A 22458-nucleotide genomic window follows, 5' to 3' on the forward strand; every position below is an offset into this window, starting at 1 on the left:
ACCTGGCGCAGCGTGATCATCTACGGCATGGCCCTGGGGGGCATGAACTTCCTCTTCTATATGTCATTGCGCACCGTCCCCCTGGGTATCGCCGTCGCCCTGGAGTTCACCGGCCCTCTCACCGTTGCACTGCTGGCCTCGCGCCGGGCGCTGGATTTTGTCTGGATCGCGCTCGCCGTCGCCGGCCTGCTGTTGCTCATCCCCGTCGGCCAGACCGGCGCCAGCATCGACCCGATCGGCGCCCTCTATGCCTTGGGCGCAGGAGTCTGCTGGGCTCTGTACATTCTTTATGGACAAAAAGCCGGCGCCGAGCACGGTATCCAGACTGCGGCCCTGGGCGTAGTGATCGCAGCGCTCTTCGTCGCACCAATCGGCATCGTGCACGCTGGCAGCGCTTTGCTCACCCCCGCCCTTCTACCTATAGCCTTGGCTGTAGCCGTTCTGTCCACCGCATTGCCCTACAGCCTGGAGATGGTCGCCCTCACCCGCATGCCCGCCCGTACGTTCGGCACCCTGATGAGCATCGAGCCGGCTTTCGGCGCGTTGTCGGGCCTGCTCTTTCTCGGCGAAAAACTGACCCTCTGGCAATGGCTGGCCATCCTTGCCATCATCACTGCGTCGGTCGGCGCGACCTTGTCGATGAAACGCGATAGCACCCCACCGGTAGCGGCCGACTGATTTGAGAAATATTTGCATTTGAGTGGTGTCGGCCTTGTACCGCTCGCCGCAGCTGACTTAAGCTGTCACAAAATCATAATCAAGACGCTATCTACTTGGCAGCAAAGGGATGCTGGGGAATCTCAAGGAAGACTCGAAGCGCTGACGACAGGCCTGCTCAAGCAGTCGGGCCTGCATAAGGACAGGAATGAAACGTATTTTGCTCATCCTGGCTATCTTGGCCATTGCTGGATGTGCCGCTACGGCCAAGACCGAGGTGAAACGGGGAAAAAAGGGCCTGCATATCAATTGCTCGGGCCTCTCCTCCTCGTGGGACAAGTGTTACGCCAAGGCCGAAACCTCCTGCAGCGGCAAAGGCTACAAGGTGATCGCCCGCTCCGGTGACAATGACGAGGAGCCTGGTGACTACATCTTCGGCATCAACCCGGCCGGCTATACCAGCCGCAGCATGATCGTTATCTGCAAGTAGAAGCAAAAAAGGGCAGCCCGCAGGTTAATGCCAGTCAGTTAAGCTGACTGGCATTTTCATTTTCGGGTCGGATATTTTGCTGGTCGTTGCTTCACCACTCTCGGGAACCAACGATCAGGTCGTCGATGAGGCAAGACATACTGCGCCGCTGATGCCTGCAGATCCGCCAGAAATCCTGGCAGGTTACCGGGATGATTAAGTGACGTGCCATGCAACAAGCCCAAGATTGCCCAGCTGCAAGCGGTAAAGCTCATTTCGCAGAGGTAGACGCCAGGGCACTGCCTCGATAACTGAACCATCTGATAACGCAACAAGTTGTAGCCCAGCAGCACGCCCCACAACTCTTGCGCAATGATTTCTGGCGTCTTGCTTCTCAGCGTGTATTCGCCGTCCAAGAGCCCTTGCTTGATCTCCCGGTAGCCCAATTCGATTTCCCAGCGCTGGCTGTAAAGATCGACGATCTCATCACCCGGGAAGCGCAGTGGATCGGTCATCGAGGTCAAGACACTCACAACCTTTCCTTTGATCGTTTTGCTCAATAGTCGCGCTCGGACCTCCAGCGCTAAGCCCGGCCACTGCTTGCGGGCCTGGGGCGATGTGCGCAAAACGACCAGCGCATCATTACGCCCAAGCTTGTGCTCAACCTCATACTGAACGCCCTTTTCAAGGGGATCAGCCAGTGGCGCTGCTCACCTTGCGATTGCCAGTGATGCAGCAAGCCCAACGAGTAGAAACCTTTATCGAAAAGGGCCAGTGACTGGTTAGGCGTCGTGGCGATCAGCTGTTCAGCCAGCTTCATTTCACTGCTGTGGTAGCTTTCAAAAGTGCTGCTGATCAGCAAATGGCTGGTCAGCTCCGTCTGACAGAGCATTCGAACTTGAGGAAAACCGCCGTCCCCATGCTGGTTGGTCGCTCCACCGTAGAACGCCCCTAGCCCCTCAAGGGCATTTGGCCTTGATGCCATTTCGTGAGTGAGGGACAGTGCTTTTGCTAAACGCATAAAAAATCCGATGCTCGTTTCCAAGCATCGGATTTTGCGGCCTACGGGCTAAAGGTCAATGCGTCAGTCTTAACTGACTGGCATTAGCCCGCAGGCTGCCCTTTTTCATGTTCGTATGACCCGCTTCAGATAGCCGCAGTGCGCTGTTCCAGCCATTGCAGCGCCTCACCAGCCAGCAGCGGTGCAAGCCGTTCGCGCACGCTCCAGTGATAGCGGTTAAGCCAGGCAGCATCCTCGCGCCCCAGCAGCTCGGGCAGCAGGCAGCGCGTGTCGATCGGGCACAAAGTCAAGGTTTCGAACTCCAGGAAGTCGCCGAACGCCGAGCTACCTGCCTCACGGTTGACCACCAGATTCTCGATCCGCACGCCCCATTCCCCCGGCCGATAAGTACCTGGTTCGATGGAACTGATCATCCCCGGTTGCATGGCCGTCTGTGGCGTGGCTGGTGCCTGGAAGGCGATCACCTGCGGCCCTTCGTGCACGTTCATGAAATAACCCACGCCGTGCCCGGTCCCGTGGCCGTAGTCCACCTGGTCGGCCCAGATCGGCGCCCGCGCGATGGCGTCGAGAAGCGGCGACAGGATGCCTCGCGGGTAGCGTGCCCGCGACAAAGCAATCATGCCCTTAAGCACGCGCGTGCAATCAGCCTTCTGTTCATACGTTGGCTCACCGATCGGCACCATCCGCGTGATGTCGGTGGTCCCCCCAAGGTACTGCCCACCCGAGTCGATCAGCAGCAGGCCATTGCCTTCGATAACCGCATGGGACTGCTCGGTGGCCCGATAGTGAGGCATCGCGCCATTGCCATTGAAGGCCGCGATGGTGGAAAAACTCAGCGATACATAACCCGGGCGCCGGGCCCGGGCCGCAGTAAGTTGTTCATCGACGGTCAGCTCGGTAATGCGTTCGCGACCCAGGTTGGCCTCGAACCAGGCGAAGAACTCGCACAACGCCGCACCGTCCTGCTCCATCACCTGGCGGATATGCACCAGGTCGGCCTCGCTTTTGCGAGACTTGCTCAGGGTCGTCGGGTTGATGCTCTCTACAAGGCGCACCTGCCCATCAAGTGCATCCACCAGGCCGCAGGTAACCCGCGCCGGGTCCAGCAACAGGCTGCTGCCAGGTTCGATCGCTGCCAGGGCTTGCTCCACTTCATCGTACCCGCGCACCTCGATGCCATCGGCAGCCAGCACCTGACGCAGATGACCGTCTACCTTGTCCGCGCCCACGAACAGCAGGGCCTTGCCCTGGCTTATCAAGGCAAAGGCGACGAACACTGGGTTGTAGGAGACGTCACTCCCCCGCAGGTTGAACAACCAGGCAATGTCATCCAGCGTGGCGATGAAGTGCCAGTCGGCCCCCTTTTCGCGCAAACCAGCGCGCAGGGTGGCCAGTTTCTCGGCCCGGCTGACCGTGGCGTGAGGCGGCAGGTGCTGGTAAACCGGGTTGACCGGCAATGCTGGCCGATCGGTCCACACCTGGCCAAGCACGTCGAGGCGGGTCAGCAGCCGTACCTCGCGCGCCTTCAGCCGCTCACCCAGCTGCCGCGAAGCAGCCAGCGCCATCACCGCACCATCCACCGCCACGGCACCCCCAGCCGGGGCATGCTCGCCCAGCCACTCAAGCGCCCCCGGCTGCCCCGGGCGCAATTTCATCAGTTCGATACCGCTGCCTTGCAGTTCATGTTCGGCTTGCTCCCAGTAGCGGCTGTCGACCCACAGCCCGGCGAACTGCGTTGTCACCACCAGCGTGCCCACAGAGCCATGGAAACCGGACAACCACTGGCGCCCCTGCCAATACCCCGGCAGGTACTCGGACAGGTGCGGGTCGGCCGACGGCACCAGCAGGGCATCGACGCCCTCGCCGGCCATCACCTCACGCACACGGGCCAGGCGTGCCGGCACACTTTCCAGAAGGGGGGACTGACTGTTCATGCACACTCCTGCGGGCTTATCTCGGCGGGTCCAGGCCGTCGATAATGGAACAGCCAGCCGGGGCCCGCAATCATGCAGGCGACATCAAAGCAGGCTTTGCCGCAACCGCCCTGCCGACCGCCGGTCACTCGCCCTGAACTTGCCCAGTGCTTAACCTTCACAAACTCTACACAGGCAGTCGATGAGAGAAGCCCATGCAAACGAAGCACGCCGTGGTGCTGCTCGATACCCGCGAGCACACGCCCGAGCATGAGCACGCGGTCCACCTGAAGCTGGCCGACGGCCTGGCCCGGCTATTGGGCGTCGAACGCCATGACGCTGCGCAGCCTTGCGTGCATGGCAAGCACTACTACTATGTCCCCACCGAAACGCTGCTTGAAACGTCAGGCCAGACGCCGCCAGGCATCAACGATGAGGGCGACCTGTTCGGCGGCCTGGTCAGCCACCCGTACATGGCGACCAAGGCCATCTCCCACCCGTTGCCCGCGGGCGCCACATCTCCCCCAGGCTGGACTGATGCCTTCGCCCGGCAGGCCAGCGATGCACTGCTGCGCGGCTACAGCGTATTTTCCAAAGCCGACGCCCGCCGCGCCGTCGCCCTGCTGCTGAGCAACGGCAAAGTTCGCCTCAAACCCGTGCTGGCCACCGCTGGCCGGGGCCAGCAAGTGCTCGAACATATCGACCAACTCGAAACACTGCTCGCCACCATGGACGATCAGCAACTGGCGCTATGGGGTCTAGTGCTCGAAGAAGACCTGAGCGACGTCGAAACTTTCAGCATCGGCCAGGTCCGCGTGGCCGGGCTGACTCTGAGCTATCACGGCACGCAACAGCTGACCCGCGACCACCAGGGCTGCGAGGTGTACGGCGGCTCCGACCTGATCGTCGTGCGCGGCGGCTACGACGCCTTGCTGCAGCGGCCACTGCAAGACCACCTGCGCCTGGCGGTCAACCAGGCGGTGGCCTACGAGCAGGCCGCCGAAACGCACTTTCCCACCTTCGTCGTCTCGCGGCGCAACTACGACATCGCCCGCGGCCGCGATGCCAAAGGGCACCTGCGCAGCGGTGTGCTGGAGCAATCCTGGCGCATCGGTGGTGCCAGCAGTGCCGAGCTTCTGGCCCTTCAGGCATTCACCGACGACCCGGCCCTGCAACAACTGCGCGCATCAACCCACGAGGTGTTCGGCACACCCCAACTGCCCGCCGACGCCACACTCTTCTATCAGGGGGATGACAGTGAACTCGGACAACTCTGCAAATACGCACGGATACGCGAGCATGGCCATCGAGAGTGAAAACATCGAGCTGAAGGTCCAGGGCGAGAGCATCGCCGGCACCCTGGTCAGCCCCGGCAGCCGCATGCCCGGCATCCTCTTCGTCCACGGCTGGGGCGGCAGCCAGCAGCGCGACCTGGCCCGGGCGCGGCAGATCACCGGGCTTGGCTGCGTGTGCATGACCTTCGACCTGCGCGGCCACGAAAAAACCGAAAGCCAGCGCCTGACCGTCACCCGCGAACAGAACCTCGATGACCTGCTGGCCGCCTACGACCTGCTCGTCGGCCACCCCAGTGTCGACCCAGGCGCCATCGCCGTGATCGGCAGCAGCTACGGCGGCTACCTGGCCACCCTGCTCACCGCCCGCCGCACAGTGAAGTGGTTGGCGTTGCGGGTACCGGCGCTGTATTGGGACGATGAGTGGAACATGCCCAAGCAAGGGCTCGACCGCCAGCGCCTGAACGACTACCGCCGCCGCGCCCTGGGCCCGGCCGACAACCGTGCCCTTGGCGCCTGCGCCGAATTCGCCGGCGACGTACTGCTGGTGGAATCCGAACAGGACGACTACGTACCCCACGACACCCTGATGAACTACCGCTCGGCGTTCGTCAGCGCTCATTCACTGACCCATCGCATCGTAGACGGCGCCGACCATGCGCTGTCCAGCGAAGAAAGCCAGAAAGCCTACAGCGCGATGCTCACCGCCTGGGTCAGCGAAATGGTCATCGGCGCGCGCCTGGACCGCTACCCGCATTACGCCCCGTGGTACGCCTGAACCTCGCCAACCTGGCAGTGCAAACCACCGTCGGCCCCGCGTACCAGGCTGCGCAGGGCCTGGTACGCGGCAAAGTTCACGCCCCGGGCCTGGTGCTGGCTCAGCAGCGCCAGGAACGGCTCTTCGACAAAGGTCTCGGCCGCAGCGGCCCATACCTCGCGTGAGCGCCATTGCAGATACTGCAGCACCCGGCAGCCGTCGTCACTGGCCTGAATACTGGCCCCCTCAAGGCCCTCGCAGCGCAGCGCCAGTTGCTCGCAACGCGCCACCAGCGCCTGCGCCAGGGCGCTCTGCCGATCCGGCGGCACGTCGTACTCGATCATCTGGGTGAACCACAGGGAATGGGCATGCGCCGTCATCGACCGTCTCCTCGCTTGGGGCTGTTGCAGCCTGTCGCCGCGCAGGGTAAAACCTCGAGCTAACTCAAGGTCAAGGACTTTTTCCATGAAAGCGCCCTCCCCCGGCGAACGCCTGCTCAGTGTCGGGCAACTGGCTGCGCGCAGCGGTGTAGCAGTGACCGCCCTGCATTTTTACGAGACCAAGGGCCTGATCCACAGCACCCGCAACGCCGGCAACCAGCGCCGCTACCCACGCGCGGTGCTGCGCCGGGTAGCGGTGATCAAGATGGCCCAGCGCCTCGGCATTCCACTGGCCGACATCGCCCTGGCCCTGGCCGCCCTGCCCCAAGACCACACCCCCAGCGCCGAGGACTGGCAGCGCCTGTCGCTGCGTTGGCGCAAGGAGCTGGACAAGCGCATCGAAGAATTGAGCCTGCTGCGTGACCAGCTCGACGGCTGCATCGGCTGCGGCTGCCTGTCGCTCAAGGAGTGCCCGTTGCGCAACCACCACGACCGCCTGGGCGAGGCCGGCCCCGGCCCACACCTGGGCTGAGGCTCAGGCGCTGCCCACCGCAAAACGCCGCCGATAGTCGCTGGGGGTCATGCCGGTCAGGCGCTGAAACACCTTGCGAAAGGCTCCAGGGTCCTGATAGCCAACGCCCCAGGCGATCTGGTCGACACTGCGCCGGGTGAATTCCAGCAGCCGGCAGGCACGCCCAACCCTCACTTGCTGGGCATATTCGGTCGGGCGCAGCCCGGTGGCGGCGCGAAAACGACGCAGAAACGTCCGAGGCTCCAGCCCCGCACAACGGGCCATGTCAGCCAGCCCCGCATCGCGTCCGGCCTCGCCCTGCAGCCAGTGCTGCACCCGCAGCACCGCCTCGTCGCCATGCTCCAGCCGCGGGGTGAACAAAGCCCCTGGCAAAGGTGCCGGCGTGGGCTCGACCGCCAGGTAACGGGCCGTTTCACGGGCCAGGGTATGGCCCAGAAAACGCTCCAGCAGGTGCAGCCCCAAGTCGGTCCAAGCCATCAGCCCTGCCGAGGTGACGATATCGCCGTCATCCAGCAACGGCTGGCTGGCCGCCACCTGCACCTTGGGAAAGCGCTCGCTCAGGGCCTGGGCGTAATTCCAGTGGGTACAGGCCGCGCGCCCATCCAGCAGGCCGCTGCCGGCAATCAGAAACACCCCGATGCACACCGACGCCAGTACCGTACCCTGCCCATGCAACTGGCGAAGCATAGCGCCATGGGCTGCCAGCAGCGCGTTCGAGGGCGCCGCCGCCAGGCTCGGCGGGATCAGCATCACCCTGAGCCTATGCCCGGGCTGTGGCAGGCTGTCGTGAACAAGCTGCAGTTGTGCGCTTTCATCCAACTGCCAATGGCTCACCCGCAACAACGGCAAGCCGTGCTCGCCCAACTCGCCAGCCACCCGGTTGGCCACCACGAACAGGTCGGTCAGGCCATGCACCGCAGCGCTTTGTGCCCCCGGGTAGACCAGGATACCGATTTCCAGGGTGTCAGTTTTTGCCGTCATTGTGTCGCTCGCGCCAATGCCCAGATCGATCAGGCAAGCCTATAACTATCGTCAGTTCTTCACTACTGCCGCAGGAGGCACCATGAGCAAGCAAGCGCTGATTCTCATCGACATCCAGAACGATTACTTCCCCGGTGGCAAATGGACCCTCGACGGCGTCGAAGCCGCCGCCGACAACGCCGCCCGGCTGTTGGCAGCCGCCCGTGAACGGGGCGATCTGGTGGTGCATGTGCGCCATGAGTTCGCCGGCGCCGATGCACCGTTTTTCGCCCCAGGCTCCCCAGGCGCCGAGATTCACCCCAAGGTCGCGCCAGCCGCTGGCGAGCCCGTGGTACTCAAGCACCAGGTCAACAGCTTCCGCGACACCAACCTCAAGCAGGTACTCGACCAGCACGGCATCGCCACGCTGACCATCGCCGGCAGCATGAGCCACATGTGCATCGATGCCGCGGCACGCGCTGCTGCTGATTTTGGCTATGAAGTGAAGGTGGCCCACGATGCCTGCGCCACCCTGGCGCTGGACTTCGGCGGCCGTCAGGTTGCTGCCCGGGACGTGCATGGCTCGGCCATGGCCGCCCTGGCGTTCGCTTATGCCAACGTCGCCGGCACCGACGAGCTGCTCAAAGGCTAAATGACCACGTTGCGCACAAAGCGCACTGGCAGCGCCCCGTCATTGCGGTAGGCGTAGCGACAGTCGCTGGGGAATACGTGGAACTGGCCACTGTGCAAGCGGTGCTCGGCACCCTCTATCAGCAACGTGAGCTGCCCTTCGGCCACGTAGATCTGCTCGCTCCAGCCCGCCGCATCGGCTTCGCTGGTGTAAAGCTCGCCTGGGGCCAGGGTCCACTCCCACAACTCCACCTCACGCCGTGCAGGGCTGCTGCCCAGCAGTACCGCCCGGCTGCCGGGGTTCTCGCCGGCCCAGGCCAGCTCGTCGATACGGCTGGGGTCGCGCTGCTCGGGCGCCTGGATCAGGGTACTGAAGGCCACCCCAAGGGCTTCGGCGATCAGGTCCAGGGTAGTCAGGCTGACATTCTTCTCGCCCGCCTCGATGGCCACCAGCATGCGCCGGCTCACACCGGAGCGTTCAGCCAGCGCGGCCTGGCTCATGCCAGCAGCGCCACGCAGGCGACGCACGTTGTGGCTGACATGCTGCAGCACCGAGGCACGCTGCATGGAATCTTTGTGCACTATATTGCTCACTCGCTCAGGTTGCGCAGTATACTGCCCACTTTGCGGCGAATTGTGCGCCGCCCCTGCCGAGCACGCAAGACCATGAACCAGACCACCCCGGCCAAACGCGCCATCACCTTCCGCCTGAGCAAGGCCGAGCTGGTGCTGGTGTTCATCACCATGCTCTGGGGCGGCACCTTCCTCATCGTGCACAACGTCATGACCGTCAGCGGGCCGATGTTCTTCGTCGGGCTGCGCTTCGCCGCCGCGGCGCTGTTCGTCGGGCTGGTCTCGGCGCGCGCACTGGCGGGGCTGACCTTCACCGAACTCAAGGCGGGCATGCTCATCGGCGTCACCATCATGCTCGGCTACGGCCTGCAGACCATGGGCCTGCAAACCATCAGCAGCAGCCAGTCGGCATTCATCACCGCGCTCTACGTGCCTTTCGTGCCGCTGCTGCAATGGCTGGTGCTCGGTCGCCGCCCAGGGTTGATGCCCAGCGTGGGTATCTGCCTGGCATTCGTCGGCCTGATGCTGCTGGCCGGCCCCGAGGGCGGCGCCCTGCACTTCAGCGAAGGCGAACTGGTGACCCTGGTCAGCGCGGTGGCCATCGCCGGTGAAATCATCCTCATCAGCCGTTACGCAGGCTCCGTCGATGTGCGCCGGGTCACCGTGGTGCAACTGGCCACCGCCTCGGCCTTGGCGTTCCTGATGATCGTGCCCACCCAGGAGCGTCTGCCCGATTTTTCCTGGTTGCTGCTGGTCAGTGCCATCGGCCTGGGCGCCATGAGCGCGGTGATTCAGGTGGCGATGAACTGGGCACAGAAGTCTGTCTCGCCGACCCGTGCCACCCTGATCTATGCCGGCGAGCCAGTCTGGGCCGGGGTAGTCGGGCGCATCGCCGGCGAGCGCTTGCCGGGCGTGGCGCTGATCGGCGGGCTGCTGATCGTGCTGGCAGTGGTGGTCAGCGAGCTGAAGGTCCGCCGCCGCGACGAAGCACGCGACAAGCAGGAAGAAGCCGCCCCCCTGTAACGGCCGGCTTGCCGGCGATCACCGGCAAAGCCGGTGCCATCCTCAGCCCGCTCCGGCCAGCCGGTTGCCACACGCGGTCGCACAATCTCGTCTGACCGCTATCCTTTGTAAAAAACTGTTATAAAAAAACAGCTTGTCACAGCGCATTTGTAGGATTTCGCAACCGCTTGCGTGTTGGTGATACACACCCCGGCACGTATGATCCTTGGCAAACCTCTCCAGATCAGAACGCTATGTCATTGATTGTGCTATTGCTTCTGCCCTTCGTGGGCAGTTGCCTGGCGGCCGTGCTGCCGCACAACGCACGCAACGCCGAGTCCATTCTTGCCGGGCTCGTGGCCTTGGTCGGCACCGTCCAGGTGGCGTTGCTGTACCCGCAGGTCGCCCATGGCGGCGTCATCCGCGAAGAACTGCTGTGGCTACCCAGCCTTGGCATGAACCTGGTCCTGCGCATGGACGGCTTCGCCTGGCTGTTCAGCCTGCTGATATTGGGCATCGGCGCCCTGGTGTCGCTGTACGCCCGCTACTACATGTCGCCGCAGGACCCGGTGCCGCGCTTCTTCGCGTTCTTTCTGGCCTTCATGGGCGCCATGCTCGGCCTGGTTATTTCCGGCAACCTCATCCAGCTGGTGTTCTTCTGGGAGCTCACCAGCCTGTTCTCGTTCCTGCTGATCGGCTACTGGCACCACCGCGCCGACGCCCGCCGCGGCGCCTACATGGCGTTGATGGTCACAGGCGCCGGCGGCCTGTGCCTGCTGGTCGGCGCCCTGTTGCTGGGCCACGTGGTCGGCAGCTACGACCTCGACAAAGTGCTAGCTGCTGGTGATGTCATTCGCCAGCACGCCCTGTACCCGGTACTGCTGCCGCTGATCCTGGTCGGCGCCCTGAGCAAAAGCGCGCAGTTCCCATTCCAGTTCTGGTTGCCCCACGCCATGGCCGCACCCACCCCGGTGTCGGCCTACCTGCACTCGGCAACCATGGTCAAGGCCGGGGTATTTCTGCTGGCGCGGCTGTGGCCGGTGTTGTCCGGCAGCGAAGAGTGGTTCTGGATCGTCGGCGGTGCCGGCGCCGCCACCCTGCTGCTCGGCGCCTTCGCCGCGATGTTCCAGAACGATCTCAAGGGCCTGCTGGCCTACTCGACCATCAGCCACCTGGGCCTGATTACCCTGCTGCTGGGCCTGAACAGCCCGCTGGCGGCCGTGGCCGCCGTGTTCCACATTCTCAACCACGCTACATTCAAAGCCTCGCTGTTCATGGCCGCCGGCATCATCGACCACGAAAGCGGCACCCGTGACATCCGCCGCCTCAGCGGCCTGTTCCGCCTGGTGCCCTTCACCGCCACCCTGGCCATGGTCGCCAGTGCCTCGATGGCCGGCGTGCCGTTGATGAACGGTTTCCTCTCCAAAGAGATGTTCTTCGCCGAAACCGTGTTCATCAGCTCCACCGCCTGGGTCGAGGCCGCCCTGCCGGTCATCGCCACCCTCGCAGGCACCTTCAGCGTGGCCTATGCACTGCGCTTCACCGTCGACGTGTTCTTCGGCCCCAAGGCCGAAGACCTGCCGCACACGCCCCACGAACCACCACGCTGGATGCGTGCCCCGGTCGAACTGCTGGTACTCACCTGTCTGGTAGTCGGCATCTTCCCGGCGCAATCGGTCGGCCCGCTGCTGGCCGCCGCCGCCCTGCCGGTGGTCGGCGGCACCCTGCCCGAGTACAGCCTGGCCATCTGGCACGGCTGGAATGCGCCATTGATCATGAGCCTGATCGCCATGTGCGGCGGCGTCGTCCTCTACCTGCTGCTGCGCAAGCAGTTGCAGCGCGGCCGCTTCCCCTACCCGCCACTGATCGAGCGTTTCAACGGCAAGCGCCTGTTCGAACACGGCCTGGTACGCCTGATGCTGCTGGCCCGCCACCTCGAACGCCTGCTGACCACCCGCCGCCTGCAGGTGCAGCTGTTCATGCTGGTGCTGGCGGCCTTCATCGCCGGCCTCACGCCGCTGCTGTACAGCGGCCTGAGCTGGGGCGACCGGCCAAAAATCCCCGGCTCCGGGGTGTTCGTCGCGCTGTGGCTGATCGCCATCGCCTGCGCCATCGGCGCCGCCTACCAGGCCAAGTACCACCGCCTGGCCGCATTGATCATGGTCAGCGTGTGCGGTCTGATGACCTGCATCACTTTCGTCTGGTTCTCCGCCCCCGACCTTGCCCTTACGCAACTGGCGGTCGAAGTGGTAACCACCGTGCTCATCCTGCTCGGCCTGCGCTGGCTGCCGCGGCGTATCGAAGGCGTCTCGCCGCTGCCCGGCAGCCGCGACCGCGCTCGCCTGCGCCGCCTGCGCGACCTGGTACTGGCAGTACTGGTCGGTGGCGGCATGGCGCTGTTGTCCTACGCCATGCTCACCCGCCCAACCCCCAACGACATCTCCTCGTTCTACCTCAGCCGCGCCCTGCCGCAAGGCGGCGGCACCAACGTGGTCAATGTCATGCTGGTGGACTTCCGTGGCTTCGACACCCTGGGCGAGATCACCGTACTGGTGGCCGTGGCCCTGACCGTGTTCGCCCTGCTGCGCCGCTTCCGCCCACCCAAAGAAAGCATGCAGTTGCCCGCCCAGCAACGCCAGCTGGCGCCAGACGTGGTCACCGACCTGGTCAACCCGCGCCATGCCACCGACACCGCCCTAGGCTTCATGATGGTGCCGGCAGCGCTGGTGCGCCTGCTGCTGCCGATCGCCCTGCTGGTGTCGATGTACCTGTTCATGCGCGGCCACAACCAGCCGGGTGGTGGCTTCGTCGCCGGCCTGGTGATGTCGGTAGCGTTCATTCTGCAATACATGGTCGCCGGCACCCAGTGGGTCGAGGCGCAGATGAGCCTGCGCCCGCTGCGCTGGATGGGCACCGGGCTGCTTTGCGCCACCCTGACCGGGGCCGGTGCGATGCTGCTCGGCTACCCCTTCCTCACCACCCACACCGCGCACCTGCACCTGCCGCTGCTCGGTGACATACACGTGGCCAGCGCGCTGTTCTTCGACATCGGCGTGTACAGCGTGGTGGTCGGCTCGACGCTGCTTATCCTCACGGCGCTGGCGCACCAGTCGGTACGTGCCTACCGCCCCGGCAATCCTGCCAAGTCCAGCCAAGCAGGAGCCGCCTGATGGAAGAAGTCATTGCAGTCGCCATCGGTGTTTTAGCCGCCTCGGGGGTGTGGTTGATCCTGCGCCCGCGTACCTATCAGGTGATCATGGGCCTGTGCCTGCTGTCATACGGGGTCAATCTGTTCATCTTCAGCATGGGCAGCCTGTTCATAGGCAAGGAGCCGATCATCAAGGATGGCGTCACGCAAGATTTGCTGCATTACACCGACCCGCTGCCCCAGGCCCTGGTGCTCACTGCCATCGTCATCAGCTTCGCCATGACCGCGCTGTTCCTGGTGGTGCTGCTGGCATCGCGCGGCCTGACCGGTACCGACCACGTAGACGGCCGGGAGCGTGACGAATGAGTGGCATGAGCCAACTGATCATCGCGCCGATCCTGCTGCCGCTGGTCACTGCGGCCCTGATGCTGCTGATCGGCGAGAAGCACCGCTGGCTGAAAGCCCGCCTCAACCTGCTGTCGACCTTCATCGGCCTGGCCATCGCCGTATCGCTGCTGCTGTGGGTACGTACCCAGGGCCAGGCCGAGTCCATCGGCGTCTACCTGCCCGGCAACTGGCCGGCGCCGTTTGGCATCGTACTGGTGGTCGATCACCTGTCGGCGTTGCTGCTGGTGCTCACCGGCATCGTCGGCAGCAGCGCGCTATTGTTCGCCCGCGCCCGCTGGGACGGTGCCGGGGCCAGCTTCCATGCGCTGTTCCAAATCCAGTTGATGGGCCTTTACGGCGCCTTCCTCACCGCCGACCTGTTCAACCTGTTCGTGTTCTTCGAAGTGCTGCTGGCGGCCTCCTACGGCCTGCTGTTGCATGGCTCGGGCCGCGCACGGGTCAAGGCCGGCCTGCACTACATCGCCATCAACCTGTTCGCCTCGTCGCTGTTCCTGGTCGGTGCGGCCATGCTCTACGGCGTCACCGGCACCCTGAACATGGCTGACCTTGCGCTGAAGATCCCGCTGGTGCCCGAAGCCGACCGTGGACTGCTGCACGCCGGCGCAGCAATCCTGGCCATCGCGTTCCTGGCCAAGGCCGGCATCTGGCCGCTGAACTTCTGGCTGGTGCCGGCCTACTCGTCGGCCAGCGCCCCGGTAGCTGCGCTGTTCGCCATCATGACCAAGGTCGGCCTGTACGCCGTGCTGCGCCTGTGGAGCCTGCTGTTCTCCGGGCAGGCCGGGGCCTCGGCGCATTTCGGCGGTGACTGGCTGGTATACGGCGGCCTGGTCACCCTGGCCGTGGCCGCCGCCTCGATCCTCGCCGCCCAGCGCCTGGAACGCCTGGCCGCGCTGAGCATCCTGGTTTCGGCCGGCACCCTGCTGGCCGCCGTCGGCTTCGGCCAGCCGGTCCTCACCGGCGCTGCACTGTTCTACCTGGCCAGCTCCACCCTGGCCCTGTGTGCATTGTTCCTGCTGGCCGAACTGGTGGAGCGTTCGCGCTCGGCCAACGAAGCGCCGCTGGACGACGAAGAAGACGCCATGCCATCGCCACTGGAATCGCTGCACCCACCCAAGGGCATCAACCTGGACGACGAACAAAAAGCCGTGATCGGCCAGATCATCCCCTGGACCATGGCCTTCCTCGGTTTGAGCTTCATCGCCTGCGCCCTGCTTATCATCGGCATGCCGCCGCTGTCGGGGTTCATCGGCAAGCTCAACCTGATCAGCGCGCTGTTCAACCCGCAAGGGCTCGGGGTCGCCCCGCAGCAACCGCTGGGCACGGCAGGCTGGACCTTGGTCACCCTGCTGGTGCTGTCGGGCATGGCGGCGCTGATCGCCTTTGGCCGGGTCGGCATCCAGCGCTTCTGGAAGCCCGAAGAACGTCCTTCGCCACTGCTGCGCCGTTATGAATGCCTGCCCATCGTCATGCTGCTGGGCCTGTGCATCTTCTTGAGCCTCAAGGCCGAGCCGCTGCTGCGCTACACCCAGGACACCGCCGCCGAACTGCAGGCCCCGGATGCCTACATCAACGCGGTCATGGCCACCCGCCCACTGCCCGGGCCGACCACTGCCAGCGCCGAGGTGCAGCCATGAACCGCCTGTTCCCCGCGCCGCTGCTGTCGGCCTCGCTGTTTGTGCTGTGGCTGCTGCTGAACCTGTCGGTGAGCCCGGGCAACCTGTTGCTGGGCGCCGCCCTGGGGCTTCTGGCGCCGATACTCATGGCCCCGCTGCGCCCGCAGCACGCCCATGTGCGTCGTCCGCTGGTGATCGCCCGACTGATAGCGCGGGTGGGCATCGACGTGGTCCACTCGAACCTGCTGGTAGCCCGCGGTGTACTGTTTGCCGGTAGCCGGCCACCGCGCTCGGCCTTCGTGCATATTCCGCTGGCGCTGCGCGACGCCCACGGCCTGGCCGCCCTGTCGATGATCACCACGGTGGTGCCCGGCACGGTCTGGTCGGAGCTCGCCCTGGACCGCAGCGTCCTGCTGCTGCACGTGTTCGACCTGGAAGACGAAGCCGCCTTCATCGAACACTTCAAGCACACCTACGAACGCCCGCTGATGGAGATCTTTGAATGAGCGGCCTGTTAGCCAACGCCGTCCTCGCCAGCCTGTTCATCTTTGCCATCGCCATGGGCCTGGCGCTGATCCGGCTGTTCCGCGGGCCCTCCGCCCAAGACCGGGTACTGGCCCTGGACTACCTGTACATCCTGGCCATGCTGATGATGCTGGTGCTGGGTATCCGCTACGCGAGCGACACCTACTTCGAAGGCGCGCTGCTGATCGCCCTGTTCGGCTTCGTCGGATCGTTCGCCCTGGCCAAGTTCCTGCTGCGCGGCGAGGTGATCGAATGACCGAAACAATGCAATTGCCGTTCTGGCTGGAATTGTCGGTGGCGGCCCTGCTGCTGCTCGGCAGCCTGTTCGCCCTGATCGGCGCCATCGGGCTGCTACGGCTGAAGGACTTCTTCCAGCGCATGCACCCACCGGCACTGGCCTCGACCATCGGCGCCTGGTGCGTGGCGCTGGCCTCGATACTGTATTTCTCGATGCTCAAGCAAAGCCCGGTGCTGCACGCCTGGCTGATCCCGATCCTGCTGTCGATCACCGTGCCGGTGACCACGCTGCTGCTGGCCCGCGCGGCGCTGTTTCGCAAACGCACCAGCGGCGAGGCGGTGCCGGACGAGGTCAGCAGCGGCCACGACCGGGGCAACTGACCCTCAAACCTCGCTCAGGCGCTGCAGCTCACGGCGCACCATGGCAACAAAAGGTGGCGGGCTGAGCTGGTAAAGCTCGCCGGCCACCCAGGCCAGCCAGGCGCCCTCCAGCTCTTCACGACGCGCCAGCAGGCGCTGGGCCTGCTCGGTGGCCTGGGCCTGGTGCTGGCGATGAAACCCGGCCCGCGACGCAGGCCCCGCCTCACTCATTCGCTGGCCTTGAAAGTGGTCAGCTCGCCCTTGCGCCATTTGGCCACCTTGCCGGTCACCGCCTTGAGTAACTTGCCCAGGCCTTCGGGCACCTGTTGTTGCGCCGCGAACACCAGCATCACGCCATGCCCCTCGCGAAACACGATGCCATCGCCCTCTGGCACCGAGACGAACGCGTAGTCGCCCTGGCCGTAAACGTTGAACTTGATCTCGCGAAAACGCAGTTCCAGCTTGCCGCCCTCGCGGCTGGGCAGCACGGCGGCGCGGAAGTGGTCGCCTACCTTGAGCTCGAGCCGCTGCTTGTCATCCACCACCAGCGCATCGTCGGTGTCGATTTCGGCCATGTACAGGCCTTCAGGGCTCTGCTCGGTGACATAGACGAAACGCCCCTGGAACAGCTTGACCAGCTTGGCGCGCAGGTCGCCCAGGGCAAACAACGCATGGGTATCAAGAGTACTGACTGCCAATGAAAGGTTCCTCGCATCTGTAGCAAGCGGCCACTCGTACGCACCGCAGGGGTGGCCGCCGATGAAAAAGTCAAAGTCCGATGGCGCTAAAGCCCGGCAACGAAGGATCCACGCGGCGCAAGCCCTGCGAGAACCGGGAAATGCTTCTCCAGTCCATCGCCCGGTTGCACGGGGTACGCTTCGGCATGATTCGGTAACGGGAAAATGTAATGACTGAAGGCCAAACCGTCGAAAAAGAAGCGGCAGACCACGTCAGCCCCCTGCTCAGAACAGGGTCGCGATCATCACACGCGCATTACAGGGGGATGAATATGCACGAAAACACCGAAATCCGTCGAGAGGCACAACGCATTTCCTGGCCGGAAAAACCCCGTTTTATCGTCATCCCCGCCGGAATCGCCTTCTACCACGTCACTGACAGTTGCACCGGCAGGGTCAAGGGCTTTCGCAGGCGCCACGAAGATGCCTGCGAACTGGCACGCCACCTGGAAGGCTGAGCACTTGCTCAGTCAAGGCCAGGCTCGGGGCGGTACCCCAGGCGCAAGCCGCCCCAATGCCGGCCCTGAACGAAGATCGGCACCGACAGGTCATGCATCAGCTCGCCGGTGTCCCGGGTATAGGTTTGTAGCAACACCCGCTGCTGGTGGCTGCCACAGCGAATGCCGGTGCGGTCGTCAAAGGTGCGTTTGCTGCGGTTGTGGGCGGTATCATGCACCGGGTCGCCGGTCAGCGGCTGGTTGAAGGCATTGTTGTGGGTCGGCACATAGCCTTGCGGGGTGCAGGCGATGGCGTACACCAGGCCCTCGTGCTGCAGCAGCGGCTCCTGAATGTGCGGCAGCACGGTATCGGTGTACTGGTCGAAGCGGGTGCTGAAACGTGGCGGCTGCATGCCGGCAATCGGCCGGTACTGGCGGTCGAACAGGTCATCCAGCGTCACCCTGCCCTGCTGGATATCCGCCTCGAAACGCTCGCCGATCTGCCGGGCACCGGCCTGGGCCAGCTCGAACACCCGCTGATGGTAGGCATCCAGCCCGACTTCGGCCAGCCGCTCGCTCAAACCTTCCACCTGGCTTTCCATCTGCACCGCGGCCTTGGCCAGGCGGCGGGTCTGCTGATCGCTCACCTCAAGGTCGCTGCGCACCTGGGCCACTGCCTGGAACAGGGTATCGAGCTGGGCCCGGTTGGTATCGGTGCCTTCGGCGATCTCGCTCACCTGCCCTTCGACACTGGCCGCCAACTCGGCGATCTGCGCCAACTGCCCGCCGGTATGTTCCACCTGCTGCACGCCGCTGCCCAAGTCATCGGCCAACTCACGAATCTGCGCCACCACCTGGGCGGTACGCGCCTGGATATCGGCGACCATCTGCCCCACCTCCTCGGTGGCGCTGGCGGTGCGCCCGGCAAGGCCACGCACCTCGTCGGCGACCACGGCAAAACCGCGCCCGTGCTCACCGGCCCGGGCAGCTTCGATGGCGGCATTAAGTGCCAACAAATTGGTCTGGCTGGCGATGGCCTGGATCACCAGGGTCACCCGCGCGATATCTTCGCTGCGCTGGTGCAGCGCCTCGATCAGCTCGCGGCTGGTGGTGGCGCGCACACTGAGGTCATGCATGCGCTGGATCGACTCGGCCAGCACTGCGCTGCCGGCCACGCTGCTGCCGTGAGCCGCACGCGCCGCCTGCAGTGCCTGCTGGCTGAGCTGGGCGCTGGCCTTTTCGGTGACGATCATCACCTCGGCGCTGCCGACGATTTCCTGCGCCGCACCCAACTGCGATTGCACCCGCGCCGCAAGCTGCTGCGCGGCATGGGCCACGGCAGCGGCCGACAGCGCGTTATGGCTGGTGCCCTTGGCCAACTGACGAATCAGGTCGTCTTCCTCGGAGGCTTCGATTACCGGCACAGTGCGCACAGCTTGCCGCCAGCGCGGCAACCACAGCACCAGCAATGCCAGTGGCACGGCCAGGTATAGCGCCTGCTCGACGAACGCCGTGGCGCCCAGCAGCGCACACAGCGCCACGCCCTGCAACAAGGCAAGGCCGCGGGTGGTAGCCGACTGTGGCATTTCGGCGGGCGGCAGAGTTCCTTCTCGCATCATCTTCGTGGTCCATCGCATGTCGTTATTGTGACGCCATTAAACGCCACTACAACGCCACTATCCATACTCCCTTGGAAGTAAGGCGCCCACCCATGATGCACAGCAAGAAAACACAAAGGCCCCAGGGATCGCTCCGTGGGGCCTTGGCTCAGGCTGCCGAGGTCAGACTTGCCGCTGGTGGCGGTCGAGCTGCTCGTGGCGTTCCTGGGCTTCGATGCAGTACTTGGTGGTCGGGCTGATCAGCAAGCGCTTCAGGCCGATCGGCTCGCCGCTGTCGTCGCACCAACCGAAGCTTTCGTCACTGATGCGGTCCAGCGCCATTTCCAGTTGCGGCAGCAGGCGCTGGTCGCGGTCGATGGCGTTCACCAGCCAGGTGCGCTCCTCTTCAACCGACGCCACATCGGCAGGGTCCGACGGGGTGTCCAGGCTTTCGATGGAGTTGCGGCTAAGCTCGATGCGCTCGTGGGTTTCGACTTTCATCGCCTGCAGCAGCGCGGTGAAGAACGCCAGCTGTTCGGCGTTCATGTAGTCATCGGCCGACATGGCCAGCAACTGTTCCTTGGTCATCGATTTCTCTATGAAAAAATGTGCATTGGGGCGATTCGGGTGCCGGCGGTGACGCATCACCGCCGGCGGAATTCTTCAAGCGCCAACCGGCACTCTTTTACAGGGGGCGGCAGTCTAAGGTGCCAGGCGACGTCGGGCAACAGAAATGACGGGGCATTTGACCGAAATAGCCAGGAATCCGCCCATTGGTGCCTCATTCGCGCGGCCGGGAGGCGCCCAGGGGCAATATGCCGCAACAAATCTTGCATTGTTAAGCATCGACGCTGCGCTGGCGCAGAAGCCCAGAATGGCCTAGCTACAGTTTCTGATCGACCAGGGCGAAGTCCAGGTATGCGCCTCGGGGCCGCGCAAGCGCCTGGCCACGGTGCAGGAGCCCCGGATGACTCTCTTGACGAGTACGCCATCCCCCACCGAAGCACTGTGCCGTGGTACGCGCATTTTCACTACCCGACGATGGATACCGCCAAGGCCGAGTTCACCGCCGGGCATCTGAAAACCGCAGCGCAGCGCCATGCCAGCGGCAATGCAGACGTGTACCGCGCACCGGTCAGCAGCACTTCAGGCACTCACCACTAACCACGCCGCGCTGCATCGAAGCAGGCGACGCGGTGGTGCGCAGCGGCTCCATGCCGATGTTCGCGGCTAAAGCCGCCGCTCCTAAAGAACCGCGCAGCACCTGAGTCAAGCGCCAGGCTTGCAGCGCCTCAACGGTCCTTGAACTGCGCCTCGCGCTTGGCGATGAACGCCGCCATGCCTTCTTTTTGGTCCTCGGTGGCGAACGCTGCATGGAACACCCGCCGCTCGAAACGCACACCTTCGCTCAAGGTCACTTCGAACGCCCGGTTGACGCTTTCCTTGACCATCATGCTCACAGGGACCGATTTGGCAGCAATGGTCGCGGCCACTTTCAGTGCTTCTTCCACCAATTCAGCCTGCGGCACGATGCGCGCCACCAGCCCGGCACGCTCGGCTTCTTCTGCGCCCATCAGGCGCCCGGTCAGGCACAGCTCCATGGCCTTGGCCTTGCCCACCGCGCGGGTCAGGCGCTGGGTACCGCCCATGCCCGGCAGCACCCCGAGGTTGACTTCCGGCTGGCCGAATTTCGCGTTGTCGGCGGCCAGGATGAAATCGCACATCATCGCCAGCTCGCAGCCACCGCCCAGGGCAAAGCCTGACACCGCAGCGATGATCGGCTTGCGCCGGTTGGCGATGCGGTCGGCGTCGCTGAACAGGTCATCGACGTAGATCTGCGGATACTTGAGCTCGGCCATCTCCTTGATGTCGGCGCCGGCAGCAAAGGCTTTGGCGGAGCCGGTCAGCACCACGCAGCCTATGTTCGGGTCACGTTCGAGCTGGTCTAGGGCCTGGTTGATCTCGGCGACAATCTGCGCGTTCAGCGCGTTCAGCGCCTGGGGGCGGTTAAGGGTGATCAGGCCGACCTTGCCGTGGATGTCCAGCAGGATGGTTTCGAATGCCATGCAGGTTGCTCCTTCAAAAGTTGCGCGCAATGACCATGCGCTGAATGTCACTGGTGCCTTCGTAGATCTGGCACACCCGCACATCGCGGTAGATGCGCTCCAGCGGGAAGTCGCTCAGGTAGCCATAACCGCCCAGGGTCTGCAAGGCATCCGAGCAGACCTTTTCGGCCATTTCCGAGGCGAACAGCTTGGCCATCGACGCCTCCACCAGGGCCGGGCGCCCGGCATCGCGCAGGGCCGCGGCGTGCAGCACCATCTGCCGGGCCACGGCAATCTTCGTCGCCATGTCCGCCAGGCGAAAGGCCACTGCCTGGTGTTCGATCAGCGGCTTGCCGAAGCTCTGGCGTTCATTGGCGTAATCACGGGCCACCTCGAACGCCGCCCGGGCCATCCCCACCGCCTGCGAGGCTATACCGATACGCCCGCCTTCAAGGTTGGCCAGGGCGATCTTGTAGCCCTGCCCCTCCTCGCCCAGGCGGTTGGCCAGCGGCACCCGCATATTGTCGAAGACGATCTGGCAGGTATCGGAGGCGTGCTGGCCGAGTTTGTCCTCGACCCGCGCCACCTGGTAGCCCGGCGCATCGGTGGGCACGATAAAGGCGCTGATGCCGCGCTTGCCGGCCTCAGGGTCGGTGACGGCGAACACGATCACCACCCCGGCATTCTGCCCGGAGGTGATGAACTGCTTGCTGCCATTGAGCACGTAGTGGTCGCCGTCCAGCCGCGCGCGGGTTTTCAGGCTGCTGGCATCGGAGCCGGCCTGGGGCTCGGTCAGGGCGAAAGCGCCGAGCATCGCACCCGTGGCCAGCGGTGTGAGGAACTGCTGTTTCTGCGCCTCGCTGCCGAACTTGAGAATCGGCACGCAGCCCACCGAGTTGTGCACGCTCATGATGGTCGAGCAAGCACCGTCACCGGCGGCGATTTCTTCCAGGGCCATGGCATAGGCCACATAACCGGTATCGCTGCCGCCATACTGCTCCGGCACCAGCATGCCGAACAGGCCCAGTTCGGCCATCTCTTCAATGGCCTCCTTCGGGAAGCGATGTGCTTTGTCCCACTGCTCGGCGAAAGGTTTCAGGCGTTCCTGGGCAAACCCGCGCACGGCGTCGGCGATCTGTTGTTGCTCGTCAGTTACCAGCATGG

The 22458-nt window shown here is 64.4% G+C and carries 25 protein-coding genes and 1 pseudogene (1 of these 26 cut by a window edge); 15 read left to right on the forward strand and 11 right to left on the reverse strand.

The genetic code is table 11. The features are described from left to right. On the forward strand, window positions 1-678 hold the 3' portion of the coding sequence (gene rhtA / locus KSS93_RS20280) for a threonine/homoserine exporter RhtA (protein WP_217885694.1). Its footprint begins 210 nt before the window's first position; only the last 678 of its 888 coding nucleotides appear in the window; its start codon lies off the left edge, out of view; its stop codon occupies window positions 676-678. 187 nt (window positions 679-865) lie between these two features. Continuing rightward, complete coding sequence (locus KSS93_RS20285; protein ID WP_217885695.1) at window positions 866-1147, forward strand: hypothetical protein; 282 nt, start codon at window positions 866-868, stop codon at window positions 1145-1147. A 329-nt stretch (window positions 1148-1476) separates the two neighbouring features. Here the strand turns inward: KSS93_RS20285 and KSS93_RS26995 are convergent. After that, window positions 1477-2129 (reverse strand): annotated as a pseudogene (locus tag KSS93_RS26995) (IS4 family transposase); the annotation flags it as partial. A 143-nt stretch (window positions 2130-2272) separates the two neighbouring features. Then, on the reverse strand, window positions 2273-4081 hold the full coding sequence (locus KSS93_RS20300; RefSeq protein WP_217885698.1) for an aminopeptidase P family protein: 1809 nt from the start codon (window positions 4079-4081) through the stop codon (window positions 2273-2275). A 194-nt stretch (window positions 4082-4275) separates the two neighbouring features. Between KSS93_RS20300 and KSS93_RS20305 the strand changes: the two genes are divergently transcribed. Together KSS93_RS20305 and KSS93_RS20310 are read left to right on the forward strand one after the other, a co-directional pair. Next, window positions 4276-5376, forward strand: a complete 1101-nt coding sequence (locus KSS93_RS20305; protein WP_217885699.1) for a DUF3182 family protein — start codon at window positions 4276-4278, stop codon at window positions 5374-5376. Beyond that, a complete protein-coding gene (locus KSS93_RS20310) occupies window positions 5360-6130 on the forward strand; it encodes an alpha/beta hydrolase family protein (protein WP_217885700.1) in 771 nt (256 codons plus the stop codon). Before KSS93_RS20305 ends, KSS93_RS20310 begins: the two co-directional genes overlap by 17 nt. Here KSS93_RS20310 and KSS93_RS20315 read toward each other — a convergent pair. Further along, on the reverse strand, window positions 6109-6489 hold the full coding sequence (locus KSS93_RS20315; RefSeq protein WP_217885701.1) for an antibiotic biosynthesis monooxygenase: 381 nt from the start codon (window positions 6487-6489) through the stop codon (window positions 6109-6111). The two genes, KSS93_RS20310 and KSS93_RS20315, sit on opposite strands and share 22 nt — an antisense overlap. 85 nt (window positions 6490-6574) lie before the next feature. Between KSS93_RS20315 and soxR the strand changes: the two genes are divergently transcribed. Beyond that, a complete protein-coding gene (gene soxR, locus KSS93_RS20320) occupies window positions 6575-7021 on the forward strand; it encodes a redox-sensitive transcriptional activator SoxR (RefSeq protein WP_217885702.1) in 447 nt (148 codons plus the stop codon). A gap of 3 nt (window positions 7022-7024) precedes the next feature. Here the strand turns inward: soxR and KSS93_RS20325 are convergent, their stop codons facing one another. Further along, the gene (locus KSS93_RS20325; RefSeq protein WP_217885703.1) at window positions 7025-8002 is read right to left on the reverse strand and encodes a GlxA family transcriptional regulator; all 978 of its coding nucleotides are present in this window, start codon (window positions 8000-8002) and stop codon (window positions 7025-7027) included. A gap of 82 nt (window positions 8003-8084) precedes the next feature. Here KSS93_RS20325 and KSS93_RS20330 point away from each other — a divergent pair, with 82 nt between their 5' ends. Next, window positions 8085-8633: a cysteine hydrolase family protein gene (locus KSS93_RS20330; RefSeq protein ID WP_217885704.1), complete on the forward strand. Its 549-nt coding sequence runs from the start codon at window positions 8085-8087 to the stop codon at window positions 8631-8633. Here the strand turns inward: KSS93_RS20330 and KSS93_RS20335 are convergent. Next, a complete protein-coding gene (locus tag KSS93_RS20335; protein ID WP_217885705.1) occupies window positions 8630-9193 on the reverse strand; it encodes a helix-turn-helix domain-containing protein in 564 nt (187 codons plus the stop codon). The two genes, KSS93_RS20330 and KSS93_RS20335, sit on opposite strands and share 4 nt — an antisense overlap. A gap of 84 nt (window positions 9194-9277) precedes the next feature. Between KSS93_RS20335 and KSS93_RS20340 the strand changes: the two genes are divergently transcribed. The 7 genes from KSS93_RS20340 to KSS93_RS20370 all read left to right on the forward strand — a co-directional run bounded on the left by KSS93_RS20340 (window position 9278) and on the right by KSS93_RS20370 (window position 16498). Further along, on the forward strand, window positions 9278-10207 hold the full coding sequence (locus KSS93_RS20340) for a DMT family transporter (protein WP_217885706.1): 930 nt from the start codon (window positions 9278-9280) through the stop codon (window positions 10205-10207). A gap of 233 nt (window positions 10208-10440) precedes the next feature. Beyond that, on the forward strand, window positions 10441-13356 hold the full coding sequence (locus tag KSS93_RS20345) for a monovalent cation/H+ antiporter subunit A (protein WP_217885707.1): 2916 nt from the start codon (window positions 10441-10443) through the stop codon (window positions 13354-13356). Continuing rightward, window positions 13356-13700: a Na+/H+ antiporter subunit C gene (locus KSS93_RS20350; RefSeq protein ID WP_003250128.1), complete on the forward strand. Its 345-nt coding sequence runs from the start codon at window positions 13356-13358 to the stop codon at window positions 13698-13700. The genes KSS93_RS20345 and KSS93_RS20350 overlap by 1 nt, the downstream gene beginning before the upstream one ends. Further along, a complete protein-coding gene (locus tag KSS93_RS20355; protein WP_217839393.1) occupies window positions 13697-15376 on the forward strand; it encodes a monovalent cation/H+ antiporter subunit D in 1680 nt (559 codons plus the stop codon). The genes KSS93_RS20350 and KSS93_RS20355 overlap by 4 nt, the downstream gene beginning before the upstream one ends. After that, entirely contained in the window at window positions 15373-15861 is a 489-nt protein-coding gene (locus tag KSS93_RS20360; RefSeq protein WP_217885708.1) for a Na+/H+ antiporter subunit E, read from the forward strand. Before KSS93_RS20355 ends, KSS93_RS20360 begins: the two co-directional genes overlap by 4 nt. Continuing rightward, window positions 15858-16136, forward strand: coding sequence for a K+/H+ antiporter subunit F (locus tag KSS93_RS20365; RefSeq protein ID WP_217839395.1), 279 nt, complete (start codon window positions 15858-15860; stop codon window positions 16134-16136). The genes KSS93_RS20360 and KSS93_RS20365 overlap by 4 nt, the downstream gene beginning before the upstream one ends. After that, complete coding sequence (locus KSS93_RS20370) at window positions 16133-16498, forward strand: Na+/H+ antiporter subunit G (RefSeq protein ID WP_217885709.1); 366 nt, start codon at window positions 16133-16135, stop codon at window positions 16496-16498. Before KSS93_RS20365 ends, KSS93_RS20370 begins: the two co-directional genes overlap by 4 nt. Window positions 16499-16501: 3 nt before the next feature. On the opposite strand, the gene KSS93_RS20375 is transcribed toward KSS93_RS20370, so the two are convergent. Both KSS93_RS20375 and KSS93_RS20380 read right to left on the reverse strand, forming a co-directional pair. Next, window positions 16502-16708 (reverse strand): hypothetical protein, encoded by a 207-nt coding sequence (locus KSS93_RS20375; protein WP_217885710.1) that lies wholly within the window; start codon window positions 16706-16708, stop codon window positions 16502-16504. Beyond that, on the reverse strand, window positions 16705-17175 hold the full coding sequence (locus tag KSS93_RS20380) for a hypothetical protein (RefSeq protein ID WP_217885711.1): 471 nt from the start codon (window positions 17173-17175) through the stop codon (window positions 16705-16707). The genes KSS93_RS20375 and KSS93_RS20380 overlap by 4 nt, the downstream gene beginning before the upstream one ends. A gap of 209 nt (window positions 17176-17384) precedes the next feature. Between KSS93_RS20380 and KSS93_RS20385 the strand changes: the two genes are divergently transcribed. After that, window positions 17385-17672 carry a hypothetical protein gene (locus KSS93_RS20385; RefSeq protein ID WP_217885712.1) on the forward strand — a complete coding sequence of 96 codons (288 nt, stop codon included), beginning with the start codon at window positions 17385-17387 and terminating at the stop codon, window positions 17670-17672. A gap of 8 nt (window positions 17673-17680) precedes the next feature. Here KSS93_RS20385 and KSS93_RS20390 read toward each other — a convergent pair whose 3' ends face one another. Both KSS93_RS20390 and KSS93_RS20395 read right to left on the reverse strand, forming a co-directional pair. Then, window positions 17681-19288 (reverse strand): methyl-accepting chemotaxis protein, encoded by a 1608-nt coding sequence (locus tag KSS93_RS20390; RefSeq protein WP_437182055.1) that lies wholly within the window; start codon window positions 19286-19288, stop codon window positions 17681-17683. A gap of 144 nt (window positions 19289-19432) precedes the next feature. After that, a complete protein-coding gene (locus tag KSS93_RS20395; RefSeq protein WP_217885714.1) occupies window positions 19433-19837 on the reverse strand; it encodes a TraR/DksA family transcriptional regulator in 405 nt (134 codons plus the stop codon). A gap of 330 nt (window positions 19838-20167) precedes the next feature. Between KSS93_RS20395 and KSS93_RS20400 the strand changes: the two genes are divergently transcribed. Then, complete coding sequence (locus tag KSS93_RS20400) at window positions 20168-20413, forward strand: hypothetical protein (protein ID WP_217885715.1); 246 nt, start codon at window positions 20168-20170, stop codon at window positions 20411-20413. A 128-nt stretch (window positions 20414-20541) separates the two neighbouring features. On the opposite strand, the gene KSS93_RS20405 is transcribed toward KSS93_RS20400, so the two are convergent. Next, entirely contained in the window at window positions 20542-21315 is a 774-nt protein-coding gene (locus tag KSS93_RS20405) for an enoyl-CoA hydratase (RefSeq protein WP_217885716.1), read from the reverse strand. A gap of 13 nt (window positions 21316-21328) precedes the next feature. Beyond that, window positions 21329-22456, reverse strand: coding sequence for an acyl-CoA dehydrogenase (locus KSS93_RS20410; RefSeq protein ID WP_217885717.1), 1128 nt, complete (start codon window positions 22454-22456; stop codon window positions 21329-21331). Between the last annotated feature and the right edge of the window lie 2 nt (window positions 22457-22458).

Source organism: Pseudomonas xanthosomatis (assembly GCF_019139835.1).
GTDB lineage: Bacteria > Pseudomonadota > Gammaproteobacteria > Pseudomonadales > Pseudomonadaceae > Aquipseudomonas > Aquipseudomonas fakonensis.

Coding starts and splice junctions, on each gene's coding strand:
- KSS93_RS20285 (WP_217885695.1), top strand. CDS start 866: ATGAAACGTATTTTGCTCATCCTGGCTATCTTGGCCATTGCTGGATGT.
- KSS93_RS20300 (WP_217885698.1), bottom strand. CDS start 4,081: ATGAACAGTCAGTCCCCCCTTCTGGAAAGTGTGCCGGCACGCCTGGCC.
- KSS93_RS20305 (WP_217885699.1), top strand. CDS start 4,276: ATGCAAACGAAGCACGCCGTGGTGCTGCTCGATACCCGCGAGCACACG.
- KSS93_RS20310 (WP_217885700.1), top strand. CDS start 5,360: ATGGCCATCGAGAGTGAAAACATCGAGCTGAAGGTCCAGGGCGAGAGC.
- KSS93_RS20315 (WP_217885701.1), bottom strand. CDS start 6,489: ATGACGGCGCATGCCCATTCCCTGTGGTTCACCCAGATGATCGAGTAC.
- soxR (WP_217885702.1), top strand. CDS start 6,575: ATGAAAGCGCCCTCCCCCGGCGAACGCCTGCTCAGTGTCGGGCAACTG.
- KSS93_RS20325 (WP_217885703.1), bottom strand. CDS start 8,002: ATGACGGCAAAAACTGACACCCTGGAAATCGGTATCCTGGTCTACCCG.
- KSS93_RS20330 (WP_217885704.1), top strand. CDS start 8,085: ATGAGCAAGCAAGCGCTGATTCTCATCGACATCCAGAACGATTACTTC.
- KSS93_RS20340 (WP_217885706.1), top strand. CDS start 9,278: ATGAACCAGACCACCCCGGCCAAACGCGCCATCACCTTCCGCCTGAGC.
- KSS93_RS20345 (WP_217885707.1), top strand. CDS start 10,441: ATGTCATTGATTGTGCTATTGCTTCTGCCCTTCGTGGGCAGTTGCCTG.
- KSS93_RS20350 (WP_003250128.1), top strand. CDS start 13,356: ATGGAAGAAGTCATTGCAGTCGCCATCGGTGTTTTAGCCGCCTCGGGG.
- KSS93_RS20355 (WP_217839393.1), top strand. CDS start 13,697: ATGAGTGGCATGAGCCAACTGATCATCGCGCCGATCCTGCTGCCGCTG.
- KSS93_RS20360 (WP_217885708.1), top strand. CDS start 15,373: ATGAACCGCCTGTTCCCCGCGCCGCTGCTGTCGGCCTCGCTGTTTGTG.
- KSS93_RS20365 (WP_217839395.1), top strand. CDS start 15,858: ATGAGCGGCCTGTTAGCCAACGCCGTCCTCGCCAGCCTGTTCATCTTT.
- KSS93_RS20370 (WP_217885709.1), top strand. CDS start 16,133: ATGACCGAAACAATGCAATTGCCGTTCTGGCTGGAATTGTCGGTGGCG.
- KSS93_RS20375 (WP_217885710.1), bottom strand. CDS start 16,708: ATGAGTGAGGCGGGGCCTGCGTCGCGGGCCGGGTTTCATCGCCAGCAC.
- KSS93_RS20385 (WP_217885712.1), top strand. CDS start 17,385: ATGACTGAAGGCCAAACCGTCGAAAAAGAAGCGGCAGACCACGTCAGC.
- KSS93_RS20390 (WP_437182055.1), bottom strand. CDS start 19,288: ATGCGATGGACCACGAAGATGATGCGAGAAGGAACTCTGCCGCCCGCC.
- KSS93_RS20395 (WP_217885714.1), bottom strand. CDS start 19,837: ATGACCAAGGAACAGTTGCTGGCCATGTCGGCCGATGACTACATGAAC.
- KSS93_RS20400 (WP_217885715.1), top strand. CDS start 20,168: ATGCGCCTCGGGGCCGCGCAAGCGCCTGGCCACGGTGCAGGAGCCCCG.
- KSS93_RS20405 (WP_217885716.1), bottom strand. CDS start 21,315: ATGGCATTCGAAACCATCCTGCTGGACATCCACGGCAAGGTCGGCCTG.
- KSS93_RS20410 (WP_217885717.1), bottom strand. CDS start 22,456: ATGCTGGTAACTGACGAGCAACAACAGATCGCCGACGCCGTGCGCGGG.